The sequence below is a fragment of the Methanosphaerula palustris E1-9c genome (assembly GCF_000021965.1).
Lineage (GTDB): Archaea > Halobacteriota > Methanomicrobia > Methanomicrobiales > Methanospirillaceae > Methanosphaerula > Methanosphaerula palustris.
Map to the genome: position 1 here is coordinate 219,669 of NC_011832.1, position 23,899 is coordinate 243,567.

A 23,899-nucleotide genomic window follows, 5' to 3' on the forward strand; every position below is an offset into this window, starting at 1 on the left:
TGCACTTCGTCCTATTCGTTCGCGAGCGTAGCGTTCACTGCGCTGATCGCTTTCAGATCGCCGATTTGCTGAAAGACTGCAGCCGTCATCCATCTGCAGCATTCGTACTCGTCGCTGAGGCCCTCGATCTGGGGTTCCACTCACGGGATATCTCCGATCTTCTGAAGTGTCCAGATGGCTGGCATCTTCGCCTCATTGGGACCCTCTGAAATGATGGTGATCAGCGGTTCGACTGCGGGGGTGTTCACCTCCCCAAGGGCCACGACGGTCTTCCATCTGGTCTCCCGGTCCCGGATTTGTAGCACCATGTTTCACGGCAACATCGGCGAGCGACCTCACTCGATCAGCACCAGCCCGACCGACTGGAGGTCACCATGCAGGATCTTCCCGTACTCGAGGTTTCCTGAGCGGGATCGTGTGGGGGTATCGGGCCGCTGTTGTTGTGAAGACGTCGATGCTGGCGGTCTCTGTGCTCGGCCTGACCTCGCAGGCTCTCTCGACCGATCCGGTCTGCTCCTCTGCCACGGCAGGTCTTGCAGTAACTGTATTGGGTATGCCCCGAACTCGAAGACCTTGATACCAACCGTCATAGGAGGTGGTCTTCTCAATAGTCCAGACTGTGATGTTCACCCCATCAGATCAGATCAGCGTAAAACAGGTGAACGTCGTCCGGGATATCATCCGGCCCAATCGCCGGATGCCCCGGCACCCCATCGAACCGAAGGAGCAGTCCCCCTGAGGAGCTGTCGACCAATCCTCTGCACCCATACCGACTCTGAACCCGGCCCACTTGGACCACCACGTCCCTGGCACTGATCTCGGCGCCACTGCTCTGATGGAGGACGTGACCTTCTTGTGACCTTCTTCAGTGCTTCACTCTCTCTGTTTCAGTTCATTCTGTTGTTCTACCGTCGCTCAGGTGGTGGAAGGAGATGAAAGTGCCTCGTCTCAATTTCAGGTTTTTCCTCTCGTGTCCTTTTTGTTCTTCTGCCCTTCTTCGGCTTTTGCAGGATCCAGACTGCAGGATCTGCCTCAAATTGATGAGGCGGCCATATTGTGGCTCAAAGAAATGTCTTCCAATATTGCTCTAAAATCTGTGATCGAAGGGATTGGTAGGATTTATATGATTATTGCGAATACTGATATCACTGTTCTGCAATTTGTGAGTGGGAGGCCGCTGGCAATGATTGAACCATTTGCATGAAGAGGAGCACACAGTCGGTTTTTTCTCATGAACCGGAAAACCAAACAACATTTTGAGGTTTTCTATCCATGCAGCAAACAATTCCTCTCTTTTTACACCAAGCATGATCTGCAACCTCATTCCATTAAAGAGTGCAATCACTGCGATCGAGAGTCTCCGTGGATCAATATCAGAATCGATTAGACCTTTCTCCTGCCAATCTGTAATTTTTCGAGCTGTTTTAATGATCTCCTCTTCCATCCTCTGGATGGAGAAGGCTCTGAACTCTTCCTTGCGATAGGTCATCGAGATGATGTCGAAGTATAGGGATTGAACACAGGGATCGGGAACAATGACCATCTCGAAGATTGATAACCATGCATCCAATGGGCAATTCTCATGGTCAGGTTCATAGATCATGCTATGGAATTTTGTATGATTCTCCTTTGCACTTTCAATGATCAACTCATCCTTTGTTTTAAAATATCTATATAAAGCTGGTTTTGTAACACCAAGTCTCCGGGCGATCTCATCCATTGTTGTATTGCAATAGCCTTTCTCATAAAGCACCTCCAGACCTGCCAGTAATATTTTTTTTCTGGCTTCTTCCCGATATTCTGATACAATCTTAGTCATATATTCCTCAGTACCTTATGCCTCGGAGGGTCATAGAAGTATTTATTATTCGTTTTAGTTACCTTGTAGTAACTTTAATAACCAAAGGAAACATAATCTACCAAAATTCCCGAACGTAAACTACTGAAAACAAAGATCTGGACAAACTGAACGTTTGAGGAATGGGAGAATGATCATATGCAATTTAAAAGCACTCAACAGGACGAGAGATGTGTGGCATTTACTGGAGGCAGAATCCTCACTATGGGCTCACCAGAAGAGGTGGACTCTGTTATCTTTCAATCGGGAAAGATCATCAAGACTGGACCTTCAAAGATACTTGATGAATTTATTCCGGAAGATATAATCAATCTCCATGGAAGAACGCTGGTTCCGGGTTTTATCGATGCTCATCTTCATCTCTCATTCGGATGTTTCCTTCCAGAATGGGCTGATCTGAATGGGTGTGCGAGCAAAGAAGAGATCCTGGCAAGAATGAAGAAATATGCGGAAACTTATCCTCAAAAGGAATGGATTGTCGGGTTCCCATGGCTTAATTCATTATATGATGGTACTGGTCTCTCTCGTGCGGATCTGGATGCCATTTTTCCTGATAGATCTGTTGTACTGATACATACTACATTTCACTCAATGCTGGTAAATTCACAGGCTCTTAAACACGCGGAGATCACTCGTGAATCTCCTGATCCAAGATCTGGCTTCATAGAAAGGGATAAAAATGGCGAATTATCAGGTACTTTGATTGAATCAGCCTGTATTCCACTTTATATTCAAATATTAGCGTTCGATTCCACGACATATGCGGATCTGATCGAAAGAAGTGGTAGGGAACTACATCAGTTTGGAATTACAGCTATTCATGATCCCGGCGTGACTCCTGATGCGGAATCTGCATATTCACAACTGAATGCAGAAAAACGACTCCCCGTTTCGGTTCTTATGATGCCCCATGGGATGACTCTCTTGGATAACCAGGTTGGTGAGCGGCTGCAGGGACCCATTTCTGGAGAAGGTGATGAATGGTTACGGACCGGCCCGGTAAAAGTATTTGGAGATGGAGTTCTCATGGAATCAACTGCGATTTCAGTAACGATCAATGGAGAGAAGATAGCAAGTGGAACGTATCGGAATGATTTTCAGGATGTTCTCATCGATGCTGTCTCCCATGGATTTCAGGTCTGTGTGCATTGTCTTGGAAATCTGACAGTCGACGCTTCATTAGATTGTTTTGAATCTGCAAGGAAACATGCCCCGCCAGGCTTCGTTATCCGACCCCGGCTTGAACATCTCAACATCCTCAGTCAGGATCAGATTGATCGACTTGCTTCCCTAAATGGATGCGCCTGTGTCCAGCCTCAATTTCTTATGCGGGCCGGACATTTGAATAAAACTCGATTTGAGGGGACGAAGTGGTTTGCTTATGCTGATATGAGAGATGCGGGAGTGGTTCTCGCTGCTGGCAGTGATTATCCGGGAGGATTTATGGATGCCCGGGATGTGATTGCGTGCTGCAGGATGGGAGCAACGATGAATGATGGGCAAGGAAATACGATCTCCCCCGAACAGGCTCTCCCATTTGAACAGTGGCTGTGGATGTACACTGCTGGAAGTGCGTATGTCGGAGGTCAGGAATGTGAACGGGGAATGATTCAAGAAGGATTGGTTGCAGATTTTGTAATTCTTGAGGGAGATCTGAACCCTGATAACCCGCCGGTTGTTGCTGAAACCTGGATAGCAGGCAGACGGGTCTATCTCCGGACTAGAAATGAGAACAAAACGCCCGTTCCAGGTTTTGATCATGAATAAAGAGGGAACTATTCATCTTGTTAGGTTGGTGTGCAGGGGATCGTTATGACTTTTCCCAACGGTGAACGCCACCTCCGGCTCCGGGGATTCTTCTTCGGCCTTATCCCCATAATTCTCATGGGTGCTGTCCTCTTCATTGGGGCAGGCACCTTCGCGTGGCTCGCAGCGTGGGCGATCCTCGGTGTCCTACTGGTAACGACGGCTATCATCTCCTTCACATGCAGCACAGATCTCATCCAAGAACGCACGCTGGAGCAGGAAGGGGTAAAAGAGTATGACAGAAAAATGCTCTGGCTCCTGAACCTTGTCGGGTTTCTGACGCTCTTCATTGCCGGCCTCGATCTTCGGTTCGGTTGGACCGGGCAGATCAGTTTTTCTCTCCAGGTCGTGGGATTTATTCTGTTTCTCCTTGGATACTGCCTCTTCTCTTGGGCGATGCTCTCGAATAGGTTCTTCTCGCGGATCGTCCGGATACAGGACGAAAAAGGGCATAATCCCGTCACCACCGGCCCTTATCGCTTCGTGAGGCATCCCAGTTACCTGGGATTCATCGTCATCGTACTTGTACAGCCAATCGTTCTCGGCTCTCTCTTGGCGTTGATCCCGGCCCTTGTCACGGCAGCAGTGATCGTATGGCGGACCAGTCTTGAGGACAGGACGCTGGTGCTCGAACTCAAAGGCTACGAAGCCTATGCGCGGCAGGTTCGGTACCGGCTCGTCCCGGGGGTGTGGTGAAAAGGATCATGGCACAGGATTCTCAGGAAACAAGCGGGGGGCAGGCGGTCTCATGACTCACACCAATGGGATAACCACGACGAATTGTTCATAAAACAGCGCGGAGTCGGTAGCATTACTGATATGAGCAGTAGATAATCCGGATCAGAGCGGTTTTTTGATGATAGATGCAGCAGAAGGTCCCGGGTGGGCTGGTCCGGTCGTCATTATCCCGGCCAGTTAATATTCCCGAACCTCCTGTATCAATGGCATTATCCGGACTTGTTGGGTCTTTGAGATAGATCAGAAGAGACACAATAGGAGAAGGAAGTGGTCATCACAGGTTTGTCGACAGGCTGTCCCTGCATGTCACTCATATTCCACTCACCTCAGGACTGGTGGTCCCTTTTATCTGCTTGTCGGGGGGTTGGTTTTGATCGCACACAGCAGCGTGACCGCAATCTTTATCTGTAATTTCCTCAATCAGTGGAGGTACTGGTATGAAATCACTGATCGTAACATCTATGGCGTTTAACGAGGGAGCGATGATCCCGATTGCCTATACCTGCGATGGAGAGGACATCTCCCCTGAACTGGTGTGGGCCGACACCCCCTTGGGAACCATCAGTATCGCGGTGATCGTTGAGGACCCCGACGCCCCGGGCGGGGTCTTCATCCACTGGGTGCTGTACAACCTCCCCGGGGGTACTGCCAGCCTCATGACCGGTGTCCCAAAAGTCCCGCACCTCCCCGACGGGTCAGAGCAGGGGATGAACAGTTTCGGCCGCTCTTCATATCGGGGGCCCTGCCCGCCGAAGGGGCAACGGCATCGCTACTTCTTCCGGGTTTTTGCCCTGGACCAAAAGGTGAACATCCGGGGCAGTACGACGGCCGAACACCTCAAGACTGCCATGAAGGGGCATGTTCTTGCAGAGGGATACTTGATGGGGACCTACCAGCGGGTTGATCGATGAACATGGAATCCTCACCATCGAAAAATTCCCGGCATCCATTCAGACAGGTCAATATATTTTAGATTTAGTTAACTTGCTGATTAATCATATCAGAATAAAACATATTATATGGTGGTTGGTCATCACCGGAGATGCCGCTCAAACTGCACTCTGTGGGGAGAGGTAGTTCTGAAAGGCTTTTGGTGAATGGCTCTCTGACAGCACAGATTCCATGGGTATCTGCAGAGTCTTCTCATTAAGAAGGCACTGTTCAGATAGACTCCGGCCACCGGAAAAGATACGTACCCTTGTCACTGCTCGCTACAGTGATTGTAAGATACATAAATCAGGTTATTGGTTTTGTCACTGAGGGAGGGATTGATCCTTCTATATCAATCTCTCTTCAACCAGAAACTTCTGATAGCAGATTGTCTCTTCTTCTCATATCCTGTCTCTGGTACGGAGCAACCCCCGATTAAGCCCTTGTTTCATCAAGAGTTGAAATATTTCTGGAGAAGTATCAACGAACTTGGTCGAGATCTTTCCATCATCGGTATCTTTCAATAAGTAATTTGGGCAAAAAAGAGAGACGAACTCTGCCAAAGCAGATCAGTCGCCTTCTGTTCGAGGATCATTGTACCCAAAAAAGGGAGGATCCATCTCCTGTTTGAATCTGTGCCTGGATCAGGCCTTATCTGCTGGTGTGAAGACGTTCAGATAGATCTGATCGCTGCCGGTCTTACCAAGTCTGGCTCGTTCGCTCTTCTCGTCGACGAGGGCAAGGAGAGGCAGGGACATGTCTGCACCTGGCTTGTAACCGAAGAGATCCTCGAGCTCGACCTGTTGAGCGTGCATGAAGAGGGAGTTTGGTATCTCCATGGGGCAGATCTCCTCGCACTGGCCGCAGTTCACACAGGAATCGGCGATATGTGCGAACCGGATCAAGTGGAACATGAATGGCACCGGCAGTACTCCCGGCGCGACCAGTTCCGGCTTCTTGGTGGAGCATTCCACACAGTAACATATCGGACACTGATCGATGCACTGGTAGCACTTGATGCAGCGTGACGTCTCCTTCAGGATCTTATCGAGCCGCTCCTTTCCCGTACCGAGGTTTCCAAAGTCCTTGGCCCGCCACTTGTCACCGAGCTTCAGCATGGCACCTTCGATCTTGCCACGGATCGCGATACCCTTCGGTTCTGCCGCCTGCACGTTCATAACACCGGCTTTCTGGGCTGCATTGAGCAGTTCTGCACCTTTCTCACTGCAGACCTCGACGAAGGTCGCCTTGCCTGCCTTATCTCCGATGACACCCCAGTTTCCTGCTGCGAGATCGGCCTGACGTGGAACCTTCGCCTTGCACCGCCGGCAGTTGGTCCTGCGGCCGTAGCCCTCCTCCTCAAGTTCATCGACGGTGATCCCCTTATGGCCACCTTCGTATTCGATGATGAACTGGCCCTTGTCGATCTCCTCCTTGTGGACATCGTTCGGGTCGACACCGTATTTCTTCTCGATCATCTCGCGTGCGACCCCTGGGTTGACTGAACCACCACAGTTCACCCCGATCATCAGGATGTTATCCATATTGATCTGTTTCCGCTTGGCCAGTTCGTACATGGCCATGGCATCACAGCCCTTCACAGTGACCCCGATCTTCTTGTCCTTTGCACCATCCAGGTACTTCTTGATCAACTTCGGAAGGAGGAGAGTACCACAGTGAAGGGACCCTGCCGTCTTTTCGAGGTCAGCCGGGTCGGTGATCAGAGTTGGGACCGCATCGTACAGATCCACACCCTTCTTCACGGTGAAGACCGCATCGACGATCTTGTTCTCAAGCGCGAACTTCCAGAGGCCGGTAACCGCCCCTCCACATTCGGCCTTGTCAGCAATGCCTGCATCGTTAGTCCAGGCGTAGACCATATCTCCTTTTGCTACCATCAGTTCGCCTCCGTTACTTTCTGAATCGAAACACCACAGTGCTTCAACTCCGGCATCTTGGATAATGGGTCGAGTGCCGTGTTGGTGAGCATGTTCGCCGAAGCGTTTCCAAAGTGCATCGCCATGTAAAGAACGCCCTTGCCAATTTCGTCGGTCACTCTGGCGTGGGATTCGACTTCACCTCTCCTGCTTTTGAGGAGGACCTTATCGCCGTTTGCGATCCCGAGTTCTTTCGCGTCCTCAGGGTTGATCTGGACATAACCTTCTGGAACTTCGTAGTCCAGCACTGCTGCCCGTCCTGTCTGGGAGCGGGAATGATAATGGAAGATCAGTCTCCCGGTCATCAAGGTGAAGGGGTACTCAGCGTCAGCTACCTCTGCCGGCTGCCTGTATTCAAGCCCGAAGAAGGTTCCAAGTCCGTCTTCTGATCCGAACCGTTCCTTGTGCAGGATCGGGGTGCCAGGGTGCTCGACCGTTGGGCATGGCCAGTGTACAGACTCCGGCTTCTCCATCCGCTCGTAGGTGATCCCGAACATCGAAGGGGTGACCTTCCGCATGTCGTCCCAGATCTCCTCGGCTGAGGTGAATTCGAATCCTTTTAAGCCGAGTTTCTGTCCGAGCATGGAGAAGATCTCCCAGTCGGCCTTGGCGTCACCAGGTGGTGGTACTGCCTTGCGAACACGGTTCACACGCCGTTCTGCGCTGGTGAATGTGCCGTCCTTCTCGGCAAAGCATGCCCCTGGCAGGATCACATCGGCATACTGAGCGGTCTCGGTCATGAAGATGTCCTGAACCACCAGGAAGTCGAGTTTCTTTAAGGATTCGATCACATGGTTGGTGTTTGGATACGTGACGACCGGGTTCAGGGCAAAGATGAACATGGACTTGATCTCGTCGCCACAGGCGTTGATCTGCTCGGTCAGGGTGGTACCGTACCAGTCTGGCAGGTCGGTGACCCCCCAGGCCTCCTCCATCTTCTTCCGTGCTGCAGGGTCTGCAACCTTTTGATATCCTGAGAATACGTTTGGATATGCTCCCATGTCGCAGGCACCCTGGACATTGTTCTGTCCACGGTATGGGTTGACACCAACACCCTCCCGGCCGATATTGCCGCAGAGCATGGCGAGGTTACCGAGTGAACGGACATTGTCTGTTCCGGTAGTTTGCTCGGTGATCCCGAGGCAGTAGATGATCACGGCGTTCTTGGCGTCAGCATACTCGAAGGCGATCTTCTTGACCGTCTCGAGCGGGACACCATGGATTGCTTCTGCATCGGCGTAGTTCTCCACCGTCTTCTTCAGGTCTTCAAAGCCCTTGGTCCTCTTTTCGATGAACGCAGTGTCGTGCTTACCTTCCTTAATGATCCAGTACATCATCGAGTTGAGCAGGGCGATGTGTGTGGAGGGGTTGTACCGAAGGTAGGTGTCGGCCAGTCTGGCTGTCGGGGTGTACCGTGGGTCAGCCACGATCAGCTTAGCACCCTTCTGGTGGGCCTGGACGATCCTGCGTGCTGCGAGTGGATGTGCCTCGACTGCGTTCGACCCCATCATGAAGATCAGGTCCGTGTTGAGCAGGTCGGCGAACGAGTTGGTGGCCGCTCCTGAACCAAACGAGAGCGAAAGCCCTGCGACCGACGGACCATGGCAGATCCTCGCGCAGTTGTCGACGTTGTTGGTCTTGAAGGCCATCCTGGCCAGTTTCTGGAGCAGGTAGCACTCCTCGTTGGGGGTGCGGCATGAGACCTGGAACCCTAAGCCGTGGGGCCCATACTTGTCTGAGGTCTCCTTCATCTTGCTCGCGACCAGGTCCAGCGCCTCATCCCATGAGGCCTCGACGAACTTCCCATCCTTCTTGATCAGTGGGGTGGTGAGTCGATCTGGGCTGTGGACATGTTCCCAACAGGTTGCACCCTTTGGACAGAGTTTGCCCTGGTTCACTGGAGTCCGCTTGTAGGGCTCCACGCCTACCACCTTGTCGTCCTTGACGACGAGGTTAAGCCCGCAACCAACGCCACAGTACGGGCAGGTGGTGGGTACATATTTCAGTGTCTCTGATTCGGTTGTACTCATGTAACATCGTCTCCTTATGTCTGCTCTGTGCGATCAGACCGTTTTTAGAGATTATAAATCAAAATTTTTTCTGGAATTATTTAGTCCTTCCCTACCTAGTTAACTATAAATGCTGTACTAACTTAACTCAAAACCCACCCGGATTATACAAAAAATTTAAGAAACGAATATGCCGCGCAGTTATCGGGTCTCATCGACTGGGATATCCCCGACATCCCCGCAGGGTGATTGAGTCGATCTTCATTTGTACTCATCTCATTTCCACTCGGGAGAGGAGGTTCGCTGGAAGAGAAAAGATGTAAATTACGTGGTCATCCAATACCTGTGCATGTCGCGTACTGGCGAGAGAAACTTTGACGACTTCCTGTCCCAGGCTGAGAGGCTGGGCGTTCCACCCCGGTTGAGAGAGGAGATGGCACTGTGTGGGGAGTTCCACACCTATCCAGCACCAGGGCTGATCATTGGGGTCTCTATGGTCGAGTATGCCCGTGAACTGCTCTCGATCCGGCCTGGGGAGAAGATCTATGCGGTCTGTGAGACACCCAAGTGTCTGCCCGACGCTCTTCAGGTGATCCTGCACTGCACCTGTGGCAACAACCGGTTGCGGATCGTTCGGGCCGGGCGGTTCGCGTTCACTGTCAACCGGGCGTCTGAGGAGTCAATGGCACGGGGCTTCAGGATCTTTGTCGACCAGGAGAAACTGAAGACCTGGCCGACGCTGCTGGCCTGGTTCACTCATGACTCCTGCTTTGATAAGAAGACGATGACGGACCGCCTCTTTGAAGAGATCCTGACTGCCGGCCAGCAGATCCTCTCCAGTGAACGGGTCAGGGTGCCGGTTCATAAGAAGGAGTGGTGGTCAACGAAGATCTGTGAGTCCTGCGGGCAGATGGTCCCGTCCACCTTTATGTCTGGGGGTGTATGTGCTGCGTGTGCAGACAAATACTATGAACTGGAGTGATCCCTGTCACTGAGCCCCGGGGGCAAGACAGCCTTGGTTCCTTTTTTGGATATAATTGAAAACTTGAATCCATGATCTGCTTTATTTTTAAAACCCTTAGAAAGGGTCTATGAATATATATACATTTCTATTTTTATCCTGATCGCGATGATCAAAGGGACCTCCGAACCTCTTCCCACATGTGCGGACGTATAATAATTGTTCAATAATGAGGAAAGTATATCGTGTCTGGAATTAAGCATGCCCAATATGGAACAAAATTCACCGGGCAAAAAAGTACTCCGAAGAAGTAATCTCTCTCTCTTTTTCACTATTGGGTTGACAGCCCTTTTAATATCCACGATAATCCCCTGTGTGATGGGTGCTTCAACCGTAGATTTGGGATCGGCCTCCAACTTTGCAATTCTGGCAAAATCCGGAATCACAAACACCGGGACGACACAGATCACAGGGAATATCGGAGTGAGTCCAATCGCTGCGTCGTCTATGACGGGATTTGGCCTCACCATGGATCCTTCGAATCTTTTTTCGACGTCATCTCAGGTCAATGGAAGGGTTTATGCATCCGATTATGCGCCGGCCACCGCATCTATGATGACTACATCAGTAAGCGCCATGGAAGCAGCGTACACTGATGCTGCCGGGCGAGTTCCCACGGTAAACGATCTGGGAGCTGGAGATATTGGTGGCATGAACCTCATTCCGGGTGTCTATCGTTGGAGTTCTGGGGTGACAGTATCAACAGATGTCACCCTCTCGGGCGGACCAGATGATATATGGATCTTCCAGGTAGCAGGAACTCTGGGTATCAGTTCTGGCCAGCATGTTATCCTCAGCGGCGGTGCACAGGCAAAGAATGTCTTCTGGGTGGTCGCAGGCCAGACGACACTGGGAACGAACTCTAATTTCAGTGGAAATATTCTGGATCAAACCGGGATTGCACTTCAAACTGGGGCAATATTAAACGGCAGAGCCTTGGCCCAGACCCTGGTTACCCTAGATTCGAATACAGTGAATGGCCCGATCATACCAGTGACCACAACACCAACAACAATCCCACCCACAACAGTGACACCGACAACAACGGTGACGCCTACGCCGACTTCGACTGCAACGACTACACCGACCACAACATCAACAACAATCCCACCCACAACAGTGACACCGACAACAACGGTGACACCTACGCCGACCTCGACTGCAACGACTACGCCGACTACAACATCAACAACTACGGTGACACCGACTTCGACCACAGTACCAACGACAGCGCCTACGCCGACCTCGACTGCAACGACTACACCGACCACAACATCAACATCTACGGTGACACCGACTTCGACCACAGTACCAACGACAGCGCCTACGCCGACCTCAACATCAACAACTACGGTGACACCGATCAATACACCTACAACAACACCGTCATCAAATCCAACGACACAGGCAACAATAGTCCCAACCACACAGACCAACGTCCCGGTTAAATCTACTATCACGACTGCAGTGCCGACACAGACAGTGGCACCAACCCTGACCCAGGCCCCAGTGCAGACCACGCCAGTCGACCAGATCACCCAGCCGATCGGGACAAATCCAACCCCTGGGACTGATAGTTACCAGCCACCACTGGTGAAACCGATCGGTCCCCCTAGTGTGATAACCCAGCCGATCGTCATTACCCAACCCGGCTATTATGTGATTGACACGGATGTTCACAACACAACCGCCCCGATATATATCGATATCCGCACCTCGAACGTGACCATTGAAGGGAATGGTCACACCATCGATGGTGTTGACAGTGACAATTCCTTTGGGATCCGGGTTCTTGGGAACGGCACACTCACGGGGATCACCATCCAAAACATCACGTTGCGCGACTTCGCCAATGGTATCAGCCTGTACGACACAACTCACTCCCGGATCATTTGGGTGAACTCATCGAGCAACACCTATAATGGGATTATGATCATCGGTGGAGGTGACAACTATCTTGGAAACAACATCATCCACCAGGACGATGACGGGATCTACCTGGCTGCGACCGACCGGACGCTTGTGATCAACAATACGGTAACTGAAAATCACCGCGGTTCAGGGATCCACCTCTCTCAGAACTGCCTGGATGTGAACATGACCGGTAATCTCCTCGAAGGGGATGATGAAGGATTTGAGATAGAGGATGCCGTGAACGCGACGATTCAGCATAACAGGATCTCCTCGAGTACGTATTTCGGCCTGAACCTAACAACTGCGAAGAACCTCACGGTCGTGGATAACTACCTCGATAACAGGGTGAATGTCAACCTCCCGAACGACACGGTTAATGTCATCTGGAACCTGCCGGCCAGCACTGGAGAGAACATCATCGGAAACAACGTCACTGGTGGTAACTACTGGGGGGGGCTGGATGGAACTGGCTTCTCAGACATCGCCGCTGACAATAACAACGACGGGTTCGCAGACACCCCCTATATCATCGGCGGCATCGGAACCGATCAGCTCCCTCTCGTTCGGTTTACTCACGTTCAGATTGAGACGAATGTGACAGATGCCCGGACAAATTCAGAACCTGTCGTTCAGGAACTCGACCCGATCACTCAGGGCACGACCACACTCTCTTTTGGTTTGCAGAAGGTGTATCCGATTGGAAGTAGTTTCAGCCGTTAGATACTCTCAACTTCTCATTTCTCTCTTTTTAAATAATCAGTCGGAATTAGAGGCATGAGTCATGGTAGTTTTAGAATAGACACTGTGAATGAAGATGAACAAATGGCCAGAGAACGATCTCCCCTTAACCTGGTCACCATGCCTGATCGAGCATCTCTGTCGCCTGTACCAGAAGCCGGCATGAAGAGGAACTGTCGTTCACTGCAATGGTGGCTATCAGCACCTGTTCCGGAACGATCCCTTTGATTGGTATCTGATAACGGATGCAGATCCCGTTCATCAGTGGCTCAAGTGTCCTCAGGATTAGATCTTTACGGTCCTCTATCGGGGTACTCCCGATGGTGCCTGGTGTGGGTGGAGGGATCCAGATCACTCCAGAGGCTGGTCCCGTCCTCCCATTGCCGATCAGCCTGCTGATCGAGTATAGAGCAGGAAACCCGGGCAGTGCCGTGATCACCTCTTCGACGGTAGGATTCCGGAGCATGCAGTGATCGCTCTCCAGTTCGCCGATCACCACGGCCGGGAAGGAGAATGTCTTGAACCCCTCGATCACCAGGTAGTCAGTTCCCATGTCTGCGAGGTGCCGGATCAATTCAGGAAGTGCCGTCTCCCTGGTGATCATCACCGCCTTCTCCTCGTCCACTCCGACAGCCGTCTTCACACCGGTCTGAAAGAGTACTGTACTGTCCTTCCCTTCTTCGAGTTTGAAGGTGTGGTGACCGAGATGCTTGAGTGCAGCTACTGTTCCCTTCTGCTGCAGTGCAGTACAGAGTACCTGGTTGAATGTGGTCTTTCCGGAGTTTGATCTACCGATAACCTGGATGATCTTCATATTTCTCCTTCCTGTCAATACCTAAGACTGCCGGTGCAATAAAGGGCACCAACTCTCTTAAAATAGGGGGGCAGCCGGGTCAGAGTCCATGTCTGATCTTCCCGACTGCTGCGCAGTAGATCAGGAACTGGGTCTTTCCATCGAGTCCCAGGAGACGGTTCATATAATCGTCCTGGAATGACTCGATGGCACAGACCCCGCAGTCGATCGGGCCTGCGGCGAGGTAGAGGTTCTGGCAGACATGCCCTGCATCGATGTAGATGTCCCGGTATCCTCGGGGACCGTACCGCCAGGTGGTCCTGTACGGGACGGCAGTCCAGAGGAACGTCACGGCGCTCCGCAGCACCATCTGTTGCTCCATGCACCCCTCGGTGACTGCGAGTGCGATCTCTGGGTGGGAGTTGATCAGCTCAAGTGTATGTTCGAGGGCCAGGTACCGGTAGATCCCTGGTTCAAGCCCTTCGACACAGTTGACGAGCAGGTAGGTCTCGAGGGGATGAGCGGCACCGGCCGATGGGGCGGTCCGTAATGTATATTGTTCGAGGACCACCTCCTGCACCCCCTGCGTACACCAGAGGAGGTAAGCGAGTTCCTCCAGCGAGAGTGGTTCTTCGTTGTCGAACCATCGCACACTCCTCCTCTTCTCGATCGCAACCCGTAGATCCACCGGTCTGACTGTGATCGCTTCAGGTCGCGGGAGAGGGATCGGTGTCGATTCAGGAGATGGGGGGAGTTCCAGAGGAGGTCTGGGGATCCCTTTGATCTGATCCGGACGGAACGAGGAGGGGTACGCTGTTATCTCTCGGAACACCTGTCCGCAATCGTCTGCCTGCTCATCCTCTCTGCTCTCTCTGGTCATACTCTTCTCCACCTCGTATGTTCTAATCTATGCTTTATCTACTACACTGGCGAGTTCAGCAGAGGCAGCGGCCTTCCGCTTTGCCTTCTTCTGTTCGTGAGCAGCCTGTATACGCTCTTCCCTTGCAGAAACGAGATCGGCAGGTGCAGCCGTCTTTACGTAGAGATTTGCGTAGACCACCTCGCCCTTTGCCTTCTTGTGGTACTCACCGAGGTCACCGATGTAGTGATCAAAGATCAACGCCTCTCCGTCGACCTCCTTCTGAACGCCTCTCTCCACCAGTTTGTAGCCTGGGAGCATATATTTTATCGAGCCGAGGACATAGATATCCCCTTTGACCATCTGTCCGCCGACGCGTCCCTCGACATCACCCTTGACGATCACGGTTCCGCCGTTGCCATGGGTGGAGACATGGATGAATGCGTTCCCTTCGACGATGATCGTCCCGCCGTTGATGGCAGTGCCGATATCGTTCCCGGTGTTTCCTTTCACCCTGATGAGGCCGCCTTTCATGCCTCGCCAGTCGCCGCGGTAGGCAGCTCCAAGATAATTGCCTGCATCTCCGTCGACCTGCAGTTCTCCGCCTTCCATGGCCATTCCTGCGAAAGCGTCGACGTTCCCCTTGACGTGGATCAGGCCGCCCAGCATCCAGCCGCCGGTATACATGTCGGCGTTCCCCTCGATGATGATCTCACCTGCGGTCATCTTCTGACCGATCCGCTTGACCTTGCGGGGGTTACCGGTCACGACGATCCTCGTCTCTGCCGCGGTGGCCCCGGATTCTCCGGTGATCTCAAAGTAGTCGCCGAGGGTGCTCTTCTGATTCCCCTCATAGATCTCCAGGGCTGCGATGCTCTCTAAAGACTTACCCGCGAAATTATCGGGGGTTATCATATATGCGTCAAGGAAGAGTTCAGGCTCTTCCCCTATTGTCAGTGTAACTGTCTTCATCCCCTTTTCACCTCACGCAGCGTGGCTCTCGACCTCGATCACATGTGGGTTTGGAACCAGGTAGTCCTTGACCTCATAGTTGCTCAGGCTGATCGTGTAGTTTTTCAAGAATTTCTCCTCGATGTCCCGGAGCACCTGTCTGGGCAGTGGTGTCTTTGCATTCACCCAGAGGGTCCGCTTGTGACCCTGGTTGATGATCATTCCGTTCTCAAGGATGACCACACCTGACTTGATGAAGTGGTCTGCCATCCCGAAGGCCTGCTCGATCTTCTCGGGATCCTCAGGCATGTCGTTCGGATTGAGGTTGTAGATGGCGACGTTGCCATCCATCCCTGGCAGCAGGCCACCGTACATGTCGTAGAGACCGAGTGCTCGGGCTGGGCCGGACCTTGTCATCTCTGCTATCTCGTACAGCGACAGTTCACGTTCCATGGATGCGAGGTTTGTGGCATCGATCACCTTCTGGCTCCACTTGAAGGCGTCGAGCTGCTGCTTTCGTGCCTTAGCACTCATCAGCCACTTGATGATCCGTGGGTACCTGATGAACGGCCCTGCGTTCGGGTGATCGGTGGTGATGAAGGTTCTGGACATATCCTTGGCGAAGAGTGCCAGTTCAAGCCCGATGGCCCACTGGATCCCGCAGACTTTGATGTTCGGGCTGTACACGTACGGCACGACCCCTGCCGAGGTCTCGAGCTCGACATCGACGTTCGCCCACTTCAGGTTGTTCAACTCTGTCAGGTGGTGCTCGAACGGTCCGTCGGCGGTCATCGTTGTTGTCTCGTCGAGGGTTACGCACCCGAGATCGATCGTCAGGTTCTTCGCACTGTTTACGTAATCCATGACCTCTTTGGCCTTGGACTCGAAGTTCAGCCAGCTGTCCCCACCGTAGGCATGAAACTGGACATGTGTGTGGTGCAGCACCTGTTCACGCTTGAACTTGTTCTCTGTCTTCATCCCCTCGGCGATCTTCAGGGACTCGAGGGTGGTCGTGTAGTTGCCCGGGTTTCCGAGGTTGTTGGTGTGGAGGTGGACCGAGTGCGGGAGTCCTAAGTACTCGTTCGCCTCGATCAGCCCTTTCACGATCTCTGCAGGGGTGATGTCGAAGTATGGGACAGGATCATCCATCCGGAGACAGTTCAGCCCCCATCCCCAGGCCTCGCTGCCCCCGGGGTTGACACACTTGACCCCATAACCCTTGGTCTGCTGGAGGATCCAGGCGATATATGCAGCTGTGTTCTCAACCTGATGGTTCTTCAGGTACTCGAGGACGAACCAGTTGTTTCCAAAGACCGGTAATGCAGCCTCATCGATGATCGGGGTGTCATGGATCTCCTCGTGGACGTGGGGGGCATGGATCGGGGGCATCGCAGCCTCCATCACGAATGCATACCCCATCCGGGCATAGTCATACCCGGTCTTGAAGGTGCTTGGGACTGAGAATCCCATCTCAACCCGGTTCAACCCCTGCCGCGCATGGCTCTTGAAGAGTTTGTCCTCAGGCCGCATCAACCGGCCGACGTTCACCTTCGGACCCGCGATGTGGGAGTGAATATCCACCCCACCCGACATCACGGTCTTGCCGGTCGCGTCGATCACACGTGCCTTGTTCGAGACCTCTTCGACGATCACTCCATCTCTGATGGCGATGTCCTTCCTCTCACCATTGATCCCTGATGCGGGGTCGACGACGAATCCGTTCTTGATCAGTAACTCTGACATATTGCGGCCCCTCACTCTGCTGCGGTCCCCTCTGGGGAGTTGTGTGCTACGCTCCAGTCTGGAGTGGTTCCGGTCAGTTCACAGACCCGCTTGTAGATCCGGTCGAAGAGGATCTCATCGGTGATCACCCCTTCCGGCGGCTCGATCACCTGTTTAAACTGGATCGGAACGTTGTCCATTCGGTAGACGACCCCACCGGTTTCGACACCGACGACGGCGACCGGGATGTGGAGGTCTGAGATCTCACTGGCCATGTTGATGTTCGGATCGATGGTGACGAATGGGTGTTTGCGGAGCGCTTTCACTGCCGGGATCGGAAAGTGAGCTCCTGCATCGGTGCCGATATTGATGAAGAAGTCTTGGTCTCCCCGCATCGCAAGATCGATCGAACTGGTCTCGCCCGGGTTCATGTGGACGATGTCCTTGGTCAGGTCGATGCAGTACGGGAACCCGAACTGCCAGGACCAGACCTGTCCGGGACCAGCGATGTTGTAGTGGCCACGCATAGCCATGATCGTCCACTTGGTGAACTCATTCAGATCCCTGGTCATGCTGATGGCGATGTCCACGTTGTGGTTTCTGCCATCTGAATGGCAGAGTCCCATCCCATAGAAGATCGCACCGAACCGGGCATTCTTCATGATCTCCACCGCTTCGAGGATCTTCTCGCGCTCGATCCCTGCGACGACCTCAGGAATTGTTTCGCCGCGGAGCACGGTCCTGAACGCGTCGAAGAGTTCGTAGTCGTGCCCCTGCTGCACCATCAGATGGATGTCGGCCGCCTTGGCGGTGTCGGTGAACCGGGGATCAATCACGATGCACTTTCGGGCCATGTAGCCCTTGTTGGTGAAGAAACCGCGCGGGAAGAGGGAGTACCGGGACATATGCCTGGGATGCGCATGGGCTGCATTTGAGCCCCAGTAGACGACCACATCTGCCCTGTTCTTCACTTCACCGAGGGTGCAGCTTGGATAGCCGTTATCAAAGATGGCCAGGAATGAGGGGCCGTGGCAGATCGAGGCGCAGTTGTCCAGAACCGCTCCTGTCTTTTCTGCAAGCCGTGCACAGGCGCTCATTCCCTCGCAGTTGGTCGACCCGAAACCATAGATCAGCGGCTTCTTTGCTGCGATCATTCCCTTTGCGACCCAGTCGATCGCCTCTTCGTACGAGATATCCTTATGGGTCCCGTCCGGCTGCCTGAGTCGGGGGAGTCTTATCCGTCCTGGCTTTGTGGCATGGTGGAAGATCTCGTTACCTATCACACAGGCATTTGCCACATCGAGGATCATCTTTCCGTCATCAGAGACCGTGACCTCAAGGTCATCACAGGATGAACCGCAGTACGGACATCCGACATTCTTTATCACTTTCGGCATCAGTTCTCACCTTTCCATAATCCAACGGCACCCTGAACCAGTTCCAGGGCTCCCTTCACCCGCTCCTCCGGAGCAGGTTCAATCGTCACCGGGAATCCACTGTACTGCGGGACGCCGGTTGACTGGGTCCGCGGGGGAACGACCTGGTTGGCCCAGACTCCCTGGCGGATATGTGAAAGCCCGGGTGGACAGTACTGGCCTGCTTCCACCGCTTTCACGATGACATCGCCTGACTCGCTGGTTACACGCACATTGGTGTTCCTCATGATGCCGAGTCTCTTGATATCCTCGATGTTCATCTCGACGATGGAGCATACCTCATAGTACTCAGGGGATGTCTTCCCCTTCTCCATCGCTACGCCTTCCTCAACAGCCCGTTGGGTGATCATATTGACTTGAATCTTGTTCCCCATACTTCACCATTTGAGAGTTTTTTTGAACGATCGCGTCCCGGGTGGGTAATACCTGGCAGGGACTGCTATTCACACCGGATGTTTCAATGGAATTCTGCGTACGTTCGTGTACGTTTGAAATATTTGCGAATACCAACTCATAAAATCCTAAATTAACTTAATCTATTGATTTTAATAAATAACCATAAAAGTAAATTAATCTATGTTATCCATCTACCCTGATGCCACCATCTTTAGAGGGTTGGGGTGATCTGGTTTACCAGGGGATCTCATCGGACGGTCCAACCCCCGGGCAGGGGGGAAGATGATAGATCTCTCCGGTGAAATCGGTGATGTATCCTGACCTCTCCAGTGCCTCTCTATACTCTGGAGATGAGATCGCTGCGATCATGCTCGCTATCGGTTCATCTCGACTCAGATCCTCATCGATCAGCAGATCGTAGGAGATGAAACCCAGGGGCACGAATGAGAGACCGAACGGTGCAGCACTCTGGCTGGTCCCGATCCCGGCATCGACGAGGCCATCACTGACGGTCTGTGCAATTCCACCAATATGCTTCATCACCTCTTCGGTCTTGATCTGTGCGGATGCGTTGGCTAACCTGCAGCGTCTGAGTGCGTTCTCAAAAACCTCCTCCTCTGGAGAACTGGCTGGCATCTCGATGATCGTCCGCCCTGCAAGATCCTCGATACCGAGACCTTCCTTTGAAACGATCCCTACCTGCAATTTTGCAAGATGAAGGGTGACCAGACCCTGGCCTCCGAATGGTACTCTGATCATTGGCCGTGGGGGGCCCTGACTTGGTATTGGGGAGTCGATCATCGTGGCATGGCAGATCCTCTGGAGCAGCCCCTGGATTCCATTCTCTCTCCTGCAGAAGCAGGGGAGCAGCGTACCACCCCACGCTTTGACCGCTGACCCGAGCAGGTCGAGGGGTTCTCCATGGACTCCTGCAATCAGCAGGGTCCGTTCCACCTCATCCATGCCAGCCGTCACCACTGCATCGACGGCTGAACCGGCCTCGTACCCTTCTACTGAGGCTGGAATGTGCAGATATCCATTGGACCGTACCAGGGACATCTGAACAGATGCACCACGCGACTGGTGGAGTCCGACATATCGTCCACTCACCCGACCGATGGAGAGGTTGATGAACTCATCAAAACCACAGTCTGAGACAGTGTTCTGTCCTAATTCTACCCTGCAGAGTTGCCCTGCCTGTGGCTTGACGGCCCCCCATGTCCGAAGGAGCGGGATGACCAGTTCACGCAGGACCAGATGTGCAGCAAGGGGATATCCTGGCAGTCCAATCACAGGCTTATCATCTATCTTCGCGAGGAGGGCTGGTTTGCCTGGCTTGATCGCAACCCCATGGAAGAGCACCTCGCCGAGTTCGGCAAGGGCGGTTTCACAGTAATCCCTGGTTCCAGCGGATGAGCCGCCGGTAACGATCACCAGGTCATGCACCCCAAGAGCAGTGGTGACCTTCTCCTTGATCAGGTCAGGATCGTCAGGGATATGAGGATAACGCGTGCAGACCACCCCTCTCCCCCCGAGCATCGCTTCTATCAGTATACTATTACTCTCCACAACTTGCCCCGGTCCGGGGAGCGTGCCTGAGACAATCAGTTCGGAACCGGTTGGAATCACCCCGATTGAGATCTGTTTCACCTCGACTTCGGTGATCCCGCAGGCGGCGAGCACCCCGATGTCAGTCGGTCGGATCAGGTGGTCTCTGGGGAGGATCAGTTCTCCTCCAGAGAGGTCCTCCCCTTTTTTTCTGATGTTCATCCCTGGAGCGATGCCCTTTCTGATATGGGGTCTGCCGTCCTCAAGCCAGCAGTCCTCGATCATCACGACCGCATCGCACCCCCGGGGGATCGGATTTCCTGTGTTGACCGGTACGGCCGTAGAGAGAGAGATCGGGACCTGATCCCTGGCTCCCGTGGTCTCCCGGCTACAGATAGCAAACCCATCCATTGCGGCGACATCGGCGCTTGGGACGGTATACCCGGCATACACTGGCGCAGTGGTGATCATCCCTTTTGCCTGGAGAATCGGAACCTGTGCGGTCCGTTCGGGCGGAGGAAACGAGGTGATCATACATTCTATAGCCTGCCCCAGTGTGACCTGATCAAGATAGCGTTTCATCTCTGTATCCCCTATACTATTTACTCAACCATGCGATCTCCATGTCGCAGGAGGGAGGGTGGGGCCGCCTTTCAAGGAACAGGTGTAAGATCGCAATGAAGTTATTATGATTAACTTCTATGGATTAAAAAAACTTCATATTACCCCCTCTCTTCCACTGCCTGGAGGGGGATGGATCTGCTTTTTTGAGAGCGCAGGATACTTATGCCCAGACACCTCTGTGCTCCAGTTCGCTCATTGTTCCTGAGTTCGAGCACGCCTTCCTGACCTGCTCTTTAAAGATATCGAAGTCCAGGTCATCGAGCTGGTCAGGGAGCTGTCTGTCACTGTAGGCATTTCGGTAGACCCAGGTGATGATCATCTCGATCACGTCGACCACCGCACCGGGTGAAGTGACCGTCACCAGGTGACGGCCCACCAGCGGATGCCTGCCCCGCCGGCCGCCGACGGTGATCTGGTACTCTGGTGGGTCAGCCTTGATGATCTCGAATGGGCAGGGGGATACACACATTCCGCAGAGCATACACCGCTCCTGATCGAGGACCACTTTCCCACCGCTGATCCGGATCGCCTCCTCCTTACAGTGATGGGCGCAGGTGCCACACCCGGTGCAGAGCCCCTCCTCCCTGACTGGTCGGATCGTCCCGGTGATTCCAATCTCGTTCAGCCGCTCGCTCATACATCCATTCGGACAGGCGGAGATGGCAATCCTGACTTTTACTGGCAGATCGCGCCCGAAGAACCTGCGGTCGATCTCGGCGGCCAGTTCCCTGGTCTCGATGTTGGCGAACCTGCACCGGTCAGTCCCCGGACATGCGGTGATATTCACCACCTCCTGTTTCTCCGCCCCGAGCGGTGTCCCGTTTCGTTCCAGGCTCTTTACCAGTGGTTCGATCGCCCTCGGGTCGACCTGCGGGAGTTCCATCGTCTGACGAGTGGTCATGTGCACCACCGGAACGCCGTGCTTTCGTGCGATCCTGGCGATCCCACTCATCTGGTCAGGGGTGATCTCTCCAGCCGGGATGCGGAGACGGACGATGCAGCGGTCTGGATCCTGTGATGGGATCACCCCGCCGCGTGAGAGGAGATGTTTCGTGCCGTTCTTCATGCAACAGCTGGTTTGGGGTGTATGATATAATAAGTGATGTACTCTGCAGAGCGTCTATCAGAATCTGGTGACTGTTGGCATCGACCTACCTTCCTCTACGGGAGATGTTGAGAAGGGGGGATTAAACTCCTTTGGGGGAGGTAAAAAGGGATGTTGAAATCAAATTTCCCTGTGTTCAACCAGAAAATATCGGGGGGTGAAACCGGGCAATGATACCATTTTCATCTCTATTGAATTTATGAGATGCATATGATTATATAAAATAATGGCTCTGTTGAAATGCTTCAACTATGATGACAATCACGACTGATTGAACCACCTTCGTGTGGTTATGAAGGATCATTTTGACCTTGATCTCCTTGACCTGGTACCAATATTTTCGTGCCTTGAGGTCCTCTCCAAATCTTCTTTTGATGACTGAAAACGCTGTTTCAACTTTGTTTCTCTCACGATAGCGTTCTGAATCGAAATTTACATATATCTCTTGTCTGTATTTCCCCGAATGGATCTTCCCTTTCTTGGTTCTGACAGGTATCACCGAATCAGCACCTATCTCTTCCCTGATCTGTCGATGAAGTTTATCAGAATCGTACCCTTTATCCATCATATAACGCTCGGTTTTTCTGATCCTCTTGCACTGCCGGAGGAGTGGTTCAGCGTGTTTCGTGTTGTGAACTGGTTTTAGCGAGATCTTGGAGAAGAGGATTACCTGATTGCAGGTATCTACTGCAATCGACGTTTTCACGAAGTTTTTTCGGGTCTTTCCTGTACGCTAGGAGTAATAATGACTGGCGTACGAACTGGTGAATCCTGAAGAATCAATGGCAGTTATTGGAACAATCTCACCTCCTGAATAAAACAGTTTCAAGGTTTCATTCAAGAATCTCGAAGAAATATCGAAGGATTTCGGGCCATGAATTTATGGATGGTCGAGTAGTGGGGAACCAGGTCCAGTTGGAGGATGACTTTGATCCTGCCCATCAGATTGATGAGTTCGATCACATCGCGATAGTCAGTGCCAAGTGCTTCACGAAAGAGAAGGATCGCCATGAGTTGATGCTGAGTATACGTTTTCTTAGAATATTTGCAGGAATAAAGAGGTAAATGGGAGGATCGAAGTACTGAACAGATGTATCTGATAAGTTTGATATACCGGTTCGTTGACATTATCTCTGTTCCTTGTTGTTTGTTTGAACATTAACTCAAGGAGCAACGATTCTTATTAGATATTTGCAATAATACCAGAGGGTTTCAACAGGGCCAAAATAATGACCCTCTGCACTGTGGTGAAGACCATAAAGATCAGTGCGCGAAATCAGATAGCAGGAATTGTGAAGGCGATCAAGAAAGGGCCAGTGAGCACAGAAGTAGAGATCACCATAGCCGGGGATAATGAACTTGTCTCATCGATCACCACCACTTCTGCAGAAAACCTGAACCTGAAGGAAGGGTCGAAGGTCTTCCCGATTGTGAAAGCATCCGAAGTAATGATGGGGATCGATTAACCCTTTCTCATTTTTTGATTTTTAAGGACATTCAGTCCTCCTCGATCC

23 protein-coding genes and 2 pseudogenes are annotated in these 23,899 nt (G+C 52.6%); 7 read left to right on the forward strand and 18 right to left on the reverse strand.

Going from position 1 to position 23,899, the window contains the following annotated elements; all coding sequences use genetic code 11:
* Positions 1-11: 11 nt before the first annotated feature.
* From MPAL_RS17150 to MPAL_RS00970, 5 genes are all read right to left on the reverse strand, one after another.
* Entirely contained in the window at positions 12-140 is a 129-nt protein-coding gene (locus tag MPAL_RS17150; RefSeq protein WP_269078471.1) for a hypothetical protein, read from the reverse strand.
* Positions 141-308, reverse strand: coding sequence for a hypothetical protein (locus MPAL_RS16075; protein ID WP_158303598.1), 168 nt, complete (start codon positions 306-308; stop codon positions 141-143). It abuts the gene before it with no gap.
* A 61-nt stretch (positions 309-369) separates the two neighbouring features.
* Positions 370-630: a hypothetical protein gene (locus tag MPAL_RS16480; protein WP_174255657.1), complete on the reverse strand. Its 261-nt coding sequence runs from the start codon at positions 628-630 to the stop codon at positions 370-372.
* Positions 631-634: 4 nt separating this feature from the next.
* Positions 635-802: a hypothetical protein gene (locus tag MPAL_RS16485; protein ID WP_174255658.1), complete on the reverse strand. Its 168-nt coding sequence runs from the start codon at positions 800-802 to the stop codon at positions 635-637.
* A 285-nt stretch (positions 803-1,087) separates the two neighbouring features.
* A complete protein-coding gene (locus MPAL_RS00970) occupies positions 1,088-1,819 on the reverse strand; it encodes a TetR/AcrR family transcriptional regulator (protein WP_012616897.1) in 732 nt (243 codons plus the stop codon).
* 177 nt (positions 1,820-1,996) lie between these two features.
* On the opposite strand from MPAL_RS00970, the gene MPAL_RS00975 reads away from it, so the two are divergent.
* The 3 genes from MPAL_RS00975 (at position 1,997) to MPAL_RS00985 (ending at position 5,313) form a co-directional block, all read left to right on the forward strand.
* Positions 1,997-3,625 (forward strand): amidohydrolase, encoded by a 1,629-nt coding sequence (locus MPAL_RS00975; RefSeq protein ID WP_012616898.1) that lies wholly within the window; start codon positions 1,997-1,999, stop codon positions 3,623-3,625.
* A gap of 45 nt (positions 3,626-3,670) precedes the next feature.
* Positions 3,671-4,360, forward strand: a complete 690-nt coding sequence (locus tag MPAL_RS00980) for a methyltransferase family protein (RefSeq protein WP_012616899.1) — start codon at positions 3,671-3,673, stop codon at positions 4,358-4,360.
* 479 nt (positions 4,361-4,839) lie between these two features.
* The gene (locus MPAL_RS00985) at positions 4,840-5,313 is read left to right on the forward strand and encodes a YbhB/YbcL family Raf kinase inhibitor-like protein (protein ID WP_012616900.1); all 474 of its coding nucleotides are present in this window, start codon (positions 4,840-4,842) and stop codon (positions 5,311-5,313) included.
* A gap of 663 nt (positions 5,314-5,976) precedes the next feature.
* On the opposite strand, the gene MPAL_RS00990 is transcribed toward MPAL_RS00985, so the two are convergent.
* Positions 5,977-7,230, reverse strand: a complete 1,254-nt coding sequence (locus tag MPAL_RS00990; protein WP_012616901.1) for a Coenzyme F420 hydrogenase/dehydrogenase, beta subunit C-terminal domain — start codon at positions 7,228-7,230, stop codon at positions 5,977-5,979.
* A complete protein-coding gene (gene fdhF, locus MPAL_RS00995) occupies positions 7,230-9,299 on the reverse strand; it encodes a formate dehydrogenase subunit alpha (protein ID WP_012616902.1) in 2,070 nt (689 codons plus the stop codon). Before fdhF ends, MPAL_RS00990 begins: the two co-directional genes overlap by 1 nt.
* A gap of 412 nt (positions 9,300-9,711) precedes the next feature.
* Between fdhF and MPAL_RS01000 the strand changes: the two genes are divergently transcribed.
* Positions 9,712-10,260: an FmdE family protein gene (locus tag MPAL_RS01000; protein WP_012616903.1), complete on the forward strand. Its 549-nt coding sequence runs from the start codon at positions 9,712-9,714 to the stop codon at positions 10,258-10,260.
* 107 nt (positions 10,261-10,367) lie between these two features.
* On the opposite strand, the gene MPAL_RS16755 is transcribed toward MPAL_RS01000, so the two are convergent.
* Positions 10,368-10,769: a hypothetical protein gene (locus MPAL_RS16755; protein WP_048144998.1), complete on the reverse strand. Its 402-nt coding sequence runs from the start codon at positions 10,767-10,769 to the stop codon at positions 10,368-10,370.
* On the opposite strand from MPAL_RS16755, the pseudogene MPAL_RS17405 reads away from it, so the two are divergent.
* A pseudogene (locus MPAL_RS17405) lies at positions 10,723-11,217 on the forward strand (ice-binding family protein); the annotation flags it as partial. The gene MPAL_RS16755 and the pseudogene MPAL_RS17405 sit on opposite strands and share 47 nt — an antisense overlap.
* On the opposite strand, the gene MPAL_RS16760 reads toward MPAL_RS17405, so the two are convergent.
* On the reverse strand, positions 11,205-11,726 hold the full coding sequence (locus MPAL_RS16760; RefSeq protein ID WP_236610407.1) for a hypothetical protein: 522 nt from the start codon (positions 11,724-11,726) through the stop codon (positions 11,205-11,207). The pseudogene MPAL_RS17405 and the gene MPAL_RS16760 sit on opposite strands and share 13 nt — an antisense overlap.
* A 55-nt stretch (positions 11,727-11,781) precedes the next feature.
* On the opposite strand from MPAL_RS16760, the gene MPAL_RS16765 reads away from it, so the two are divergent.
* Positions 11,782-12,933: a NosD domain-containing protein gene (locus tag MPAL_RS16765; RefSeq protein ID WP_048145000.1), complete on the forward strand. Its 1,152-nt coding sequence runs from the start codon at positions 11,782-11,784 to the stop codon at positions 12,931-12,933.
* Between the two features lie 133 nt (positions 12,934-13,066).
* Here MPAL_RS16765 and mobB read toward each other — a convergent pair whose 3' ends face one another.
* From mobB to MPAL_RS01060, 9 genes and pseudogenes are all read right to left on the reverse strand, one after another.
* The gene (gene mobB, locus MPAL_RS14070; protein WP_012616905.1) at positions 13,067-13,765 is read right to left on the reverse strand and encodes a molybdopterin-guanine dinucleotide biosynthesis protein B; all 699 of its coding nucleotides are present in this window, start codon (positions 13,763-13,765) and stop codon (positions 13,067-13,069) included.
* A gap of 79 nt (positions 13,766-13,844) precedes the next feature.
* Positions 13,845-14,624, reverse strand: coding sequence for a SagB/ThcOx family dehydrogenase (locus MPAL_RS01025; protein WP_012616906.1), 780 nt, complete (start codon positions 14,622-14,624; stop codon positions 13,845-13,847).
* A 27-nt stretch (positions 14,625-14,651) separates the two neighbouring features.
* A complete protein-coding gene (locus MPAL_RS01030; protein WP_012616907.1) occupies positions 14,652-15,575 on the reverse strand; it encodes a formylmethanofuran dehydrogenase subunit C in 924 nt (307 codons plus the stop codon).
* A gap of 12 nt (positions 15,576-15,587) precedes the next feature.
* Positions 15,588-17,297 (reverse strand): formylmethanofuran dehydrogenase subunit A, encoded by a 1,710-nt coding sequence (locus MPAL_RS01035; protein WP_012616908.1) that lies wholly within the window; start codon positions 17,295-17,297, stop codon positions 15,588-15,590.
* Positions 17,298-17,308: 11 nt separating this feature from the next.
* Positions 17,309-18,673: a formylmethanofuran dehydrogenase subunit B gene (locus MPAL_RS01040; protein WP_012616909.1), complete on the reverse strand. Its 1,365-nt coding sequence runs from the start codon at positions 18,671-18,673 to the stop codon at positions 17,309-17,311.
* The gene (locus MPAL_RS01045; protein ID WP_236610408.1) at positions 18,673-19,062 is read right to left on the reverse strand and encodes a molybdopterin dinucleotide binding domain-containing protein; all 390 of its coding nucleotides are present in this window, start codon (positions 19,060-19,062) and stop codon (positions 18,673-18,675) included. The genes MPAL_RS01040 and MPAL_RS01045 overlap by 1 nt, the downstream gene beginning before the upstream one ends.
* 280 nt (positions 19,063-19,342) lie before the next feature.
* Positions 19,343-21,238, reverse strand: a complete 1,896-nt coding sequence (locus MPAL_RS01050; RefSeq protein WP_012616911.1) for a molybdopterin-binding protein — start codon at positions 21,236-21,238, stop codon at positions 19,343-19,345.
* A 202-nt stretch (positions 21,239-21,440) separates the two neighbouring features.
* The gene (locus tag MPAL_RS01055) at positions 21,441-22,346 is read right to left on the reverse strand and encodes a 4Fe-4S binding protein (protein WP_012616912.1); all 906 of its coding nucleotides are present in this window, start codon (positions 22,344-22,346) and stop codon (positions 21,441-21,443) included.
* A gap of 253 nt (positions 22,347-22,599) precedes the next feature.
* Positions 22,600-23,513, reverse strand: a pseudogene (locus MPAL_RS01060) (IS5 family transposase).
* 101 nt (positions 23,514-23,614) lie between these two features.
* On the opposite strand from MPAL_RS01060, the gene MPAL_RS01065 reads away from it, so the two are divergent.
* Positions 23,615-23,851 (forward strand): TOBE domain-containing protein, encoded by a 237-nt coding sequence (locus tag MPAL_RS01065; protein ID WP_012616914.1) that lies wholly within the window; start codon positions 23,615-23,617, stop codon positions 23,849-23,851.
* The last annotated feature ends 48 nt before the right edge of the window (positions 23,852-23,899 follow it).